General features: G+C 30.6%; 14 protein-coding genes and 1 other annotated feature. Of the genes, 11 read left to right on the top strand and 3 right to left on the bottom strand.

What is annotated here, in order from left to right; genetic code table 11:
* Positions 1–442, top strand: a 442-nt coding sequence (locus MR593_RS11160; protein WP_442908406.1) for an SAM-dependent methyltransferase, incomplete at its 5' end; no start/stop codon positions are given.
* A gap of 14 nt (positions 443–456) precedes the next feature.
* On the top strand, positions 457–1,167 hold the full coding sequence (locus MR593_RS11155; protein WP_290692882.1) for an HD domain-containing protein: 711 nt from the start codon (positions 457–459) through the stop codon (positions 1,165–1,167).
* A 59-nt stretch (positions 1,168–1,226) separates the two neighbouring features.
* Here MR593_RS11155 and MR593_RS11150 read toward each other — a convergent pair whose 3' ends face one another.
* Both MR593_RS11150 and MR593_RS11145 read right to left on the bottom strand, forming a co-directional pair.
* Positions 1,227–1,655, bottom strand: coding sequence for an Lrp/AsnC family transcriptional regulator (locus MR593_RS11150; RefSeq protein WP_290692880.1), 429 nt, complete (start codon positions 1,653–1,655; stop codon positions 1,227–1,229).
* A 36-nt stretch (positions 1,656–1,691) separates the two neighbouring features.
* The gene (locus MR593_RS11145; protein WP_290692878.1) at positions 1,692–3,122 is read right to left on the bottom strand and encodes a nicotinate phosphoribosyltransferase; all 1,431 of its coding nucleotides are present in this window, start codon (positions 3,120–3,122) and stop codon (positions 1,692–1,694) included.
* A 195-nt stretch (positions 3,123–3,317) separates the two neighbouring features.
* Here MR593_RS11145 and MR593_RS11140 point away from each other — a divergent pair, with 195 nt between their 5' ends.
* From MR593_RS11140 to MR593_RS11105, 8 genes are all read left to right on the top strand, one after another.
* Positions 3,318–3,872: a nucleoside recognition domain-containing protein gene (locus MR593_RS11140; protein WP_290692876.1), complete on the top strand. Its 555-nt coding sequence runs from the start codon at positions 3,318–3,320 to the stop codon at positions 3,870–3,872.
* Positions 3,873–4,397 carry a spore maturation protein gene (locus tag MR593_RS11135; protein ID WP_290692874.1) on the top strand — a complete coding sequence of 175 codons (525 nt, stop codon included), beginning with the start codon at positions 3,873–3,875 and terminating at the stop codon, positions 4,395–4,397.
* A 104-nt stretch (positions 4,398–4,501) separates the two neighbouring features.
* Positions 4,502–4,735, top strand: coding sequence for a hypothetical protein (locus tag MR593_RS11130; RefSeq protein WP_290692872.1), 234 nt, complete (start codon positions 4,502–4,504; stop codon positions 4,733–4,735).
* An 88-nt stretch (positions 4,736–4,823) separates the two neighbouring features.
* Positions 4,824–5,040, top strand: a binding site (T-box leader).
* 55 nt (positions 5,041–5,095) lie between these two features.
* Entirely contained in the window at positions 5,096–7,051 is a 1,956-nt protein-coding gene (metG, locus tag MR593_RS11125; protein WP_290692870.1) for a methionine--tRNA ligase, read from the top strand.
* Between the two features lie 13 nt (positions 7,052–7,064).
* Positions 7,065–7,835 (top strand): TatD family hydrolase, encoded by a 771-nt coding sequence (locus MR593_RS11120; RefSeq protein ID WP_290692868.1) that lies wholly within the window; start codon positions 7,065–7,067, stop codon positions 7,833–7,835.
* A gap of 130 nt (positions 7,836–7,965) precedes the next feature.
* A complete protein-coding gene (locus tag MR593_RS11115; protein ID WP_290692866.1) occupies positions 7,966–8,352 on the top strand; it encodes a proteasome assembly chaperone 4 family protein in 387 nt (128 codons plus the stop codon).
* Entirely contained in the window at positions 8,353–8,979 is a 627-nt protein-coding gene (locus MR593_RS11110) for a DUF3786 domain-containing protein (RefSeq protein ID WP_290692864.1), read from the top strand.
* Positions 8,980–8,991: 12 nt separating this feature from the next.
* The gene (locus MR593_RS11105; RefSeq protein ID WP_290692862.1) at positions 8,992–9,867 is read left to right on the top strand and encodes an SH3 domain-containing protein; all 876 of its coding nucleotides are present in this window, start codon (positions 8,992–8,994) and stop codon (positions 9,865–9,867) included.
* A gap of 54 nt (positions 9,868–9,921) precedes the next feature.
* Here the strand turns inward: MR593_RS11105 and MR593_RS11100 are convergent, their stop codons facing one another.
* A complete protein-coding gene (locus MR593_RS11100; RefSeq protein WP_290692860.1) occupies positions 9,922–10,467 on the bottom strand; it encodes a hydrolase in 546 nt (181 codons plus the stop codon).
* A gap of 265 nt (positions 10,468–10,732) precedes the next feature.
* On the opposite strand from MR593_RS11100, the gene rnmV reads away from it, so the two are divergent.
* A partial coding sequence (gene rnmV, locus MR593_RS11095) for a ribonuclease M5 (protein WP_290692858.1) occupies positions 10,733–11,144 on the top strand: 412 nt, incomplete at its 3' end.

The raw sequence follows: 11,144 nt of genomic DNA, 5'->3' as shown, positions 1-11,144 counted from the left end.
ATTTGAAGGATTTTTAGATAGAGATAAAAAAATCCGCAGAAAAAGACTAGAAGAATTAAAAGAAGAAGAAAGAACTATGATTTTTTACGAATCACCACATAGATTAAAGGACACACTAAAGGATATGCTAAAGATTCTAGGAAATAGAAAAATAGCAGTAAACAGAGAATTAACTAAAAAATACCAAGAGGTAATAAGAGAAGATATCGAAACAGTCCTAAAAATTTATGAAGAAAAAGAAATAAAGGGTGAATTTGTATTAATAGTAGGTGGGTTTGAAGGTGAAAAACAATCAAAGAACAACTACGATAGTTTAACTGAAAGGGAATATGTAATAGAGCTAATCAACAATGGTTTTAGTAAAAAAGAAGCTATAAAGACCGTATGCAAGGATAGAAAGCTAAAAAAAGATGTTGTGTATAAGCAAGTATTAGATTTATAAACAGGGGTGATTAGATGGATGAGATAGGAAATCAATTATTAGAATGTCTAAAATATAAAGATACCTCTAGTGAAATAGAAAAACTAGATAAAGAAGGTCTATTAGAACAAATAATACCTGATATCAAGTATATGAAAGAAGTTGGAAAATGCAGATATCATATAGTTAATTCTTTTCAGCATTCTTTATATACCCTAGCGTATTTTGAAGGTATATTAAAAACAAATGAATTTCTACCAAAGCATTTAGAAAAATACGTCTGGGATTATTTGAATTCAACTGATGAAGCTGGATTTCCTATATTACAAATATTAAAATTAGGCATTTTTTTGCATGATATAGGGAAACCATCGGCTAAAAGTATAGATTCTAAAGGTGTAACCCACTTTAAAGGTCACGATGTGACAGGTGGTGAGATTGTACTCAAATTAGGTAAGGATTTAGGCTTAAGTGAAATTACTACTCAAAAGCTTTTTAAATATGTAAGATACCATATGTTTTTATTATCAATATACAAAAGCAACAATATAGGCAAAGAATCATTGTGGAGAGAATTTGATAAATTAGGTGATGATGTAATAGGTATACTATTACTTGGTTATTGCGATTTAGTTGCAACTAGAAATTTATTAAATCCACTTGAAGATAGCGGTATTGTAAAAACATATATGGAATTTATTTTAACTATTTATTTTCATAAATATAAAACTGATAGAGAAATATAAAATATAAAAATAGTCTGTTGCGATTGACAGACTATTTTTATATTCCAAATAATTTTTAATTATAGTATGGATTTAGCTTGAATAGGTGTAGATAAAATAACAGAGGTCTTAGTTGTACCTATTGATTTTATGCTATCAATGACATTTTCAAGCTCATACATATCCTTTACTATAACTTTTAATAATGAACAATCATCTCCAGTAATATGGTGACATTCAACTATGCGAGGATCCTTTCTAGCAGTTTCTAAGAAAAGTTCATATTTATCACTTGGCAAAGAAATATGGATAAAGGCCTTTATAACTCTGCCTAAAGCGTCTGGGTTTACTATAGCTTTGTATCCTTCTATTACACCAGATTCCTCTAGTCTCTTAACTCTTTCAGAAACAGCAGGAGAAGTTAATCCTACTATTTTTCCTAAGTCTTTCATGGAAATTCTACCATCTTTTTGCAATATTTCTATAATCCTGTAATCAGTAACGTCCATTAATTGACCCCCCTTTTATCTAAAAAATTATTTTAATTAAAACACTTTTTTTGATTCTAATAAATCATTTTTTAAATCCCAAAGTTTTTGAGATAAATCAACTTTGTATCTCTTAGGTGAAGAAAGTCTCTTATAAGAGTCCCAGAAAGTATCAAGTTGTGATTTTACATAAGCTTTTATTTCGTTTATAGGTTTGTATTCGTATTTACATTCACCGTTTATGAATAAAGGCTTATGAAGCTCTTTAATTGAATAATTTTCAAAAGTAAGTTTTTTCCAAGTGTATGTAGGGTGGAATACAGTTAGAGGCTTTGTAGTATCGATTTCTTCGTCTTTTAGCATTATTAAGTCACTACCAGCATCATTGTTGCTATCGTATATTCTAACTACCTTTTTGTAACCTGGATTATTTATTTTTTCTGGGTCTTCAGATACTTTTATCTTAGGTATTAATTCATCACCTTTGAATGAACCTGCTAATTTGTAAACACCACCTAATGATGGAGATTCAGCAGATGTGATTAATTTAGTACCAACGCCCCATGAGTTAATAGCTGTACCACTTGATTTTAAATCTGCAATTATGTACTCATCTAAATCGTTTGAAGCAGTAATTTTTAGGTCATGGTATCCTGCTTCTTCAAGTCCTTTTTTAACTTCATTAGAAAGATATTCTAAATCTCCTGAGTCGATACGTATACCTGCTGGTTTATATCCTTTTGCTGTTAAGTTATCAAATACTTTGATAGCGTTTGGAAGACCACTCTTTAAAACATTGTATGTATCGATTAATAATAAACAATTATCTGGGTATATGTCAGCATAAGCTTGGAAAGCTTCTAATTCAGTATCGAATTTTTGTACCCAACTGTGAGCGTGTGTGCCGACAACAGGGATATCAAACATTTTCCCAGCTAATACATTGGCTGTACCAGCGCATCCACCGATAACTGCGGCTCTTGCTCCATAAGTACCAGCATCTGGTCCTTGAGCTCTTCTTAATCCGAATTCAAGAACAGGATCCCCTTGAGCAGCATAGCAAACTCTAGAAGCTTTAGTCGCTATTAGTGATTGGAAGTTAACTATATTAAGTAAAGCTGTTTCTATCAATTGAGCTTGATATAAAGGTGCTTTTACAGTTATTATCGGTTCACCAGGGAACATTATAGTTCCTTCTTCAACTGCGTATATATCTCCTGTAAATTTAAAATCCTTTAGAAAATTCAAAAACCCCTCAGAGAATAAATTTAAACTTCTTAAGTAGTCTAAATCGTCTTCTGAAAAATGCAAATCATTTATATACTCAGCTAATTGTTCAATGCCGCAAATAATTGTGTATCCACCGTCGCAAGCGTTTTTTCTAAAAAACATATCAAATACAACTATATCTTCGTGAATGTTTTTTTCGTAATATCCATTCATCATAGTAAGTTGGTATAAATCTGTAAGTAGAGTTAAATTTCGCATTTTTTTTCTCCTTAAATATTTTAATTAGTTATAAAAAAACCCTATACATATACTTAAACATAATCTAGCAAAACTTTCAAGTATAAAGTAGTATTAATGCATCATAAAATTATTTAAAGTAACTATTAATTATTCCGTAAAAAAAAATGTTATTTTAAAGAGAGGTGGGGAAAAATTAGCAAAATATGGTTTTATATGATAGTTATAGGGATAGTGGGGAGTATTTACTTTGATAATTTACAACAATTAAATACAGTGATTTTAGATGAAGGTTCGAAGGCTATTGAATTTACTATAAGCTTGGCAGCTATAATGTCACTTTGGATGGGAATAATGAATATAGCGAAGGAATCTGGATTAATAGATAAAATTGGAGTAAGGATGAATTTTATTTTAAAAAAATTATTTCCACGAATCCCACAAAACCACAAGGCTATGAATTACATAATAATGAACATAATACTAAATATGTTGGGAGCTGGGAATGGCGCAACTTCTTTTGGATTAAAGGCAATGGAGGAGCTACAAACCTTAAACGATAAAAAAGATAGAGCATCCGATGAAATGATAATGTTTTTAGTCATAAATATATCATCTATTCAATTGATACCTTTTACTATGCTAAAAATAAGGGCTGACTTAGGCTCTGCTAATCCTAATGAAATAATAATTTCTACTCTTGTGGCGACTACAGTTTCTACTATAGTTGCGATTGTATCGTGTAAGATTTTTGAAAGGAGGATAAAATAGATGCTCAATAGAGTAGCTAATTTGGCTATTCCTGTAATAATGTTGTTAATAGTTGTTTATGGAAAATACAAAAAAATAGATATATACGAGGCATTTGTGGTAGGCGCAGTTGATGGACTCAAAACAGCGTGGAATATACTTCCTTATATAATAGGAATATTTTTAGCTATAGGAATATTTAAATCAGGCAGAGGTATTGAGATGCTTGAGTTTATATTTGAACCATTGGCAAAGATCTTAAACATACCGAAGCAATTGATAGGGCTTATAATGATGAAGCCTATATCAGGAAGTGGGGCGCTAGGTATGTATTCAGAACTAGCTAATAGAGTATCTGTAGATTCTTTATTAGAAAAGATGGGAGCAACTATTGTAGGGGCATCAGAGACTGTATTTTATACTATGGCAATTTATTATGGAAGCCAAAAGATAAAGAAAACACGTCATACTTTGATTTGTGCAATGTTAAGTCATTTTGCGGGAGTCATAGCTTCTGTTTACATATGTTATTTGTTGTTTAAATAGATATATTCAAATTTGGAATAAATAAAAAATTAGAAATTATTATAAAAAATATAGTATAATTTAATAATAGATATTAAAAAATTTAAAAGGGGAGAGAGATTTTTATGAAAAAGTACGATGTAAGTAGAGAAATACATAATCCTTGTGCTAATGTATATGATTTTGATATGAATTTCGAAGAAGAAGTTTGTACAGATAATACAGACGAAGCTTTAGAAAAATTAATAGGTAAAAAATTACCTGAATATAAAAAGACAGTTTCTAATAATGGTGCCACAATTGAATATGAGCTTTTTTTACCTCGTAAAGAAAGATATGTCTTTTCTGAAATAAAATAAAAATCATACAAAAATCAAATAAATTTTTTTATATGTTGCTTGACAACAAATTTTTTATTTAATAAAATAAACCATATAACAATAATAGTTAAATGCTGTGAAGAGAAGAGTAGATAATTCGATTTTTCTGCAGAGAGCTAGATTAGGTGAAAGCTAGCGTCTAATTGATTATTGAACATGGCCTTGGAGCTTCTTATCTGAACTTATTTAAGGTAAGACGGATGGACTCGTTATTAGTCCACTAAGACATTCAGATTTTTCTGGATAAATTAGGGTGGTAACGCGAATATATACTCGCCCCTATGGGATTCCATAGGAGGCGAGTTTTTTATTTATAGTAAAAATTAAGGAGGAAATAAAATGAGTAAACCAACTTTTTATATTACAACACCTATATACTATCCAAGTGGTAGATTACATATAGGTCATACTTATACAACAGTTGCAACAGATGCAATTGCTAGATTTAAACGTTTTTGTGGATATGATGTAAGATTCTTAACAGGTACAGACGAACACGGTGAAAAAATACAAAAAAAGGCTAGAGAAGCTGGTATGACAGAAATGGAATACCTAGATGGAATGATAGCTGATATCAAAAAATTATGGAAGACAATGGATATATCTTATGATGATTTTATAAGAACAACTGAACCAAGACATACAAAAATAATCCAAAAAATATTTACTAAATTATACGAACAAGGCGATATATACAAAGGTGAATACGAAGGTAGATATTGTACTCCATGTGAAAGTTTCTGGACTGAATCTCAATTAATAGATGGAACTAAATGTCCAGACTGTGGTAGAGAAACTTATGTAGCTAAGGAAGAAGCTTATTTCTTTAAACTATCTAAATACGAAGATAGAATAAAAGAATTATTCAAAAATCCTGACTACTGCTTCCCAGAAGCTAGAGCTAACGAAATGATAGCTAACTTCTTAGAACCAGGTCTAGAAGATCTATGTGTAACTAGAACTTCATTTGACTGGGGTATAAAAGTACCTTTCGATGAAAAACATGTTATATATGTTTGGGTTGACGCTCTATGTAACTATATAACAGCATTAGGTTATATGAGTGAAGACGACTCATTATTCAAGAAATATTGGCCTGCAGATATACAAGTTGTAGGTAAGGAAATCATAAGATTCCATACAATTATATGGCCAGCAATATTAATGGCTCTAGATTTACCAGTATCTAAACAAGTATTTGGACATGGTTGGATATTATTCGACGATGATAAGATGAGTAAATCAAAAGGAAACATAGTTTATCCAGAACAAATGATAGAAAGATACGGAATAGATACATTAAAATACTATCTATTAAGAGAATTCGCATTTGGTCAAGATGGAAACTACACTCATAGAAACTTCGTAACAAGAATAAACACAGATTTAGCTAATGATTTAGGAAACCTAGTAAGTAGAACTTTAGCTATGGTTGAAAAATACAACGGAGGAATAATACCAGAACCAAAAACTCCAACAGAATTCGATGAAGCATTAAAAGAACAAGCTAAGACTTCTAGAAAAGTATTTGAAGAACAAATGAATAAAATGCAATTCCACGAAGCATTAGAAGGTGTATGGAAATTAATAAGAAGAACTAATAAATACATCGACGAAACTGCTCCTTGGGTACTTGCAAAAGATCCAGATAAAAAAGATCAATTAGATACAGTTTTATACAACTTATGTGAATCAATAAGAATATTCTCTACATTAATAAACCCAATAATGCATACTACAGCTGATAAGATTTACGATCAATTAGGTATAAAAGGTGTAGAAGAATTAACTAACTGGGAAAGTACAAATACATTTGGTCTAATAAAACCAGGTACAAAAGTAACTAAGGGTGAAATATTATTCCAAAGATTAGACATAGACAAAGAAGTTGCTGAGCTTCAAGAATTATTCGCAGAACATCCAAGTGATGCTAAAGAAGAAGCACCAGAAGAAGCTCCACTTGAACATAAAGAACAAATCACTATAGATGATTTAGATAAAGTAGAGCTTAGAATAGGTAAAGTTTTAAGCTGTGAAAAACATCCAAAGGCTGACAAGCTTTTAGTATTCCAAATAAAAATTGGATCAGAAACTAGACAAATAGTATCAGGTCTTGCAAAACACTACAAACCAGAAGAATTAGTTGGAAAAGAATTAATAGTAGTATGTAACTTAAAACCAACTAAATTAAGAGGTGTAGAATCTCAAGGTATGATATTAGTAGCTGGTGACGATGGAGATCCATTCAAAATACCATTTACTAATGGTGCAAAAGACGGATGCATAGTTTGCTAAGGAGATAGACATTATGTTATTTGACTCACATGCACATTTAAATGATGAAAGATTTGATGAAGATAGAGAAGTGTTAATCGCTTCTCTTAATGAAAAAGGCATCGATTTAGTCGTAAACCCAGGAGCTTGTATGAAGACTTCATTTGAAAGTGTAGACCTTGCAAATAAGTACGATTTTATATACGCTGCAGTTGGAGTTCATCCGCATGATGTAGTGGATTTAACTGAGGCGGATATGGAGACGCTAAAAAAATTAGCGACAGAAAATGAAAAGGTCGTAGCTATAGGCGAAATAGGTCTAGACTATTATTACGATGGAGACTATAAAGAGCTTCAAAAAAAATGGTTTAAAAGACAAATCGAACTAGCTAACGAATTAAAATTACCAATAATAATCCACGATAGAGACGCACATGGAGATACGTTTGATATTATAAAATCTACAAAAGCCCCAGAAACAGGCTGCGTACTTCATTGCTACAGTGGTAATGTAGAATTAGCTAGAGAATACGTTAAAATGGGATGCTACATCTCTATATCAGGGACTGTAACATTCAAAAACAACAAGAAAACAAAAGAAGTAGTAAGAGAAATACCTCTAGATAGACTGTTTATAGAAACTGATTCACCATATATGGCGCCAACGCCACATAGAGGAAAGAGAAATGACCCTACATTGGTTCAATTCGTAGCAGATACAATTGCACAGGAAAAGGGAATTTCCTATGAAGAGGTTTGTGAAGCGACAAAGGCAAATGCTAAGAGATTTTTCGGAATAAAATAGATATAAAAAGACATGCACGATAATTTTTATTTTGCATGTCTTTTTATATCTTTTTAAAATTAATAGACTAAATTTATTATAATCACTATAATTTTAATTAGAAAATTAAAATAAAGGATGGGAATAAAAATTGAAAAGTATAGATATTGATTTTGGAGAAGGAATATATAAAATAAGTGTCAGCTGTATATTTTGTGGAAAAGATATAAATATTGCAATTGTTGGAGGTGAGAGACCACACATAGGTGCATGTGCATTGGCACAGTATTCAAAAAATATAGATATTTCCTCTGACATAAATGCAAGTGTCAGTACAATATGTGCTTTAGGACATAGAGATGATATTTTAGCTAGAGATATAGCACTTAAATTATCAAAAAAATTTAAAGCAAATGTAGTAGTAAGTGTTGGAATACATGTAGATAATGCGAGTAAATCAGATATAGAAAAGCTCGTATCCAACACAAATGAAGCAATACATGACTTAGAAAACAAAATAACAAATGAGGTGGAGTAAATGGATACAAATTACAAAGTGGCATATGAACACGAGTGGAAGGTTTTAAAATCAAGAGATTTAAACGAGGTAGCTAAAAGAAGAGTTGCAATTTACGATGAAGAAAAAAATCAAATTAGGTTAAAATTTTTAAACAACGATTATATATTAGACTGCAATGAAGAAACTATAGTCAGAGAAAAAGACGGGTTTGTTCATTCTGCAGAGACTAGCGTAATAATACTAAATTATCTAGGATATACAGAAATAGATGCCGAAAAATCAGACAAATGGATCAGCATGAAGGAAATCCCAAATGGAGGTATGCAATTTTTCCCAGCTTTTTATAAAAACACAGTGATTCATTTGATAAATAAATATGGATATGATTTAGATGGATTCGAGCAAAGCTGTCTAGAATTAGGAGGAGTTCCTTGTAATGTAGGCGATAAAGGCTTTGAATTTGAAGTATTTCCAAAGGTATCTGTGCGTGTCGGTCTTTGGGAGGGTGATGATGAAATTGCGCCTGGAGTCAATGTATTGTTTAATAAAGATGTGCAAAACTTCATGCATGTAGAAGCTGCTATAGGAATGGGAATGTACATAGGTAAGCAAATTTTAAAGAATGAAATCAGCGGGCTTTTATAAAGGAGATTAATAATGAGAATAAATTTGAAAAAAATAATCTTTATAGTGCTTGGTTTATTTATAGTTATTTTGCTTTTTAATATCAAGGATTTAAATATAAAATTGATAGGAAGTAATACAAAAATCGAAGAAGCTTCCGAAAATAAGGAACTTAAGGTAATAACACAGTGCAGGATAATATCTTCTGTAACTGTTAGAAAAGGAGATTCTTCTTCCGATGATGCGTTAGGCAAATTATCAGAAGGAGATAAAGTCGATATTGTAGAAGATGCATCTAATGGATGGTACAAAATTAAATACAAAGATGGCTATGGATATATACTTAAAAAATATGCAATAGCTATATTAGATAAATTTTTATTTGTTGGTGATTCATATACAGATTTATTGAGAAGTACAATAGAAGCAAATGCATCAGATACTATAATAAGAGCTAAATCAGGGTGTTATCCCTCATATTGGCTTGATAATTTTGATAAAATGCCGAATCCTTCGAAGGTTGAGGGTGTATGTCTGTTAATTGGCGTAAATGGAATGGATGAAGGATATTATAAAACTAATGTAAAAGATACAGAGATATTGATAAAGAAGTTATCAAATAAATACAGTAATAAAGAAATTTATGTTCAAAAGGTTTTTCCTCTTGGAGATAATTATCCTAAAGTTAAGCATAAAATTAAGTTGATTTCTGAGTTTAATCAAGAGATACAAGATTATTGTAAAACTATGCCAAATGTCGAGGTTATCGATACGACTGAAGGTTTGGTAGATGATGATGGGTATTTAAAATACCATGATTCGGATGGGATACATATTAAATATGATAAATACGATAAGTTTTTCAATAATATTGGAAGAGAAATATTGAAGGGAACCCTTAAAAAATAAGGCATAGGCTAATTTAGTAAGCCTATGCCACATAAAAACTTCGAACTCTCTTTTTTATTCATTTATTTTCCAAAATTCAATATTTCTATCTATTACCTCATCTAACGTACATGGCTCAAATCCAATCACATCAACGCCTACATTGTATGCATTTTTTCTGTTTTTTATAATCTTATAAGTATCTAATGTTGTCTTATTGTGAATATGACCATGTAGGTGAATTGAATTTTGGTAATATCTATTCCACTCTAAAATGGGATGATGAAACATTACTACCATTTTGCCGTTATCAGTTATCTCTCTATAATAGTCAATACTTTCAAATAATTTTTTAGCTTTTTCGTTATTCATTATATTTTTTTCGTTATTTCCGATAATTAGATGTTTTTTTCCGTTTAAATTTTTTAATGTATTTACATAATTTCCGCCATGATGATGGATTACATCGCCGAGAAGCCAAATATCATCTTCAGGAGTTACTTTTTTATTCCAATTTTCAATAATTTTTATTTCCATTTCTTCTATATTGTTAAATGGGCGATTACAAATTCTAAGAATGTTTTTGTGACCTAAATGCAAATCTGATATGTAATAGTTCATGATGATAATTCCTTTCATTTATATTTTGAATATATATATTCGATTAATTAGATTTAAATCCTTTTAAGGCATTGATTTAAAATAAATATTAATAATGGACATATAACAAGACTTTTTCCAAAAAGCATTGATTAAATAATGAAAAAAATTTAAAATATAAAGATGTGAATAAATAAGAAACAAGTAAAATTCAATAAATAAACAAGACATAAATGCAAAAACTTAACAATAAATAGAATAAATAAAAAGTAAAAGGTGAAATTAAATGATAAAAGAAATAATAGTAGTAGAAGGTAGAGACGATGTTACAGCTGTGAAGAGAGCTGTAGACGCTGAGCTTATAACAACTGGAGGATTCGGATTTCCTAAAGGAGTTATGGAGAGAATCAAAGCAGCTCAGAAAAGAAGGGGAGTAATAATATTTACTGATCCAGACTTCGCTGGAGAAAAAATCAGAAAGAAAATAGCTCAAGCAGTTCCTGGATGCAAGCACGCATTTTTACCAAGAGAAGAAGCGAAAAAAGATGGCGATATCGGAATAGAAAATGCATCTCCAGAAAGTATAAGAAGGGCTCTTGAAAAAGTTAGAACGGAAAGTAGTGAAAAGAGAAATGAATTCGCACAAGTAGATTTAATAAGAAATAACCTAATTGGAAATGAAGATGCATCTTATAGAA

Source organism: Intestinibacter sp. (genome assembly GCF_022780145.1).
Lineage (GTDB): Bacteria > Bacillota > Clostridia > Peptostreptococcales > Peptostreptococcaceae > Intestinibacter.
The sequence above is the reverse complement of the archived record's forward strand: the minus strand, read 5'-3'. Positions and strand labels throughout refer to the sequence as shown.

Bases quoted from the DNA above. Each gene is read 5' to 3' on its own strand.
- MR593_RS11120 (WP_290692868.1), top strand. From the start codon at position 7,065: ATGTTATTTGACTCACATGCACATTTAAATGATGAAAGATTTGATGAA.
- MR593_RS11130 (WP_290692872.1), top strand. From the start codon at position 4,502: ATGAAAAAGTACGATGTAAGTAGAGAAATACATAATCCTTGTGCTAAT.
- MR593_RS11145 (WP_290692878.1), bottom strand. From the start codon at position 3,122: ATGCGAAATTTAACTCTACTTACAGATTTATACCAACTTACTATGATG.
- MR593_RS11110 (WP_290692864.1), top strand. From the start codon at position 8,353: ATGGATACAAATTACAAAGTGGCATATGAACACGAGTGGAAGGTTTTA.
- MR593_RS11155 (WP_290692882.1), top strand. From the start codon at position 457: ATGGATGAGATAGGAAATCAATTATTAGAATGTCTAAAATATAAAGAT.
- metG (WP_290692870.1), top strand. From the start codon at position 5,096: ATGAGTAAACCAACTTTTTATATTACAACACCTATATACTATCCAAGT.
- MR593_RS11140 (WP_290692876.1), top strand. From the start codon at position 3,318: ATGATAGTTATAGGGATAGTGGGGAGTATTTACTTTGATAATTTACAA.
- MR593_RS11100 (WP_290692860.1), bottom strand. From the start codon at position 10,467: ATGAACTATTACATATCAGATTTGCATTTAGGTCACAAAAACATTCTT.
- MR593_RS11135 (WP_290692874.1), top strand. From the start codon at position 3,873: ATGCTCAATAGAGTAGCTAATTTGGCTATTCCTGTAATAATGTTGTTA.
- MR593_RS11105 (WP_290692862.1), top strand. From the start codon at position 8,992: ATGAGAATAAATTTGAAAAAAATAATCTTTATAGTGCTTGGTTTATTT.
- MR593_RS11150 (WP_290692880.1), bottom strand. From the start codon at position 1,655: ATGGACGTTACTGATTACAGGATTATAGAAATATTGCAAAAAGATGGT.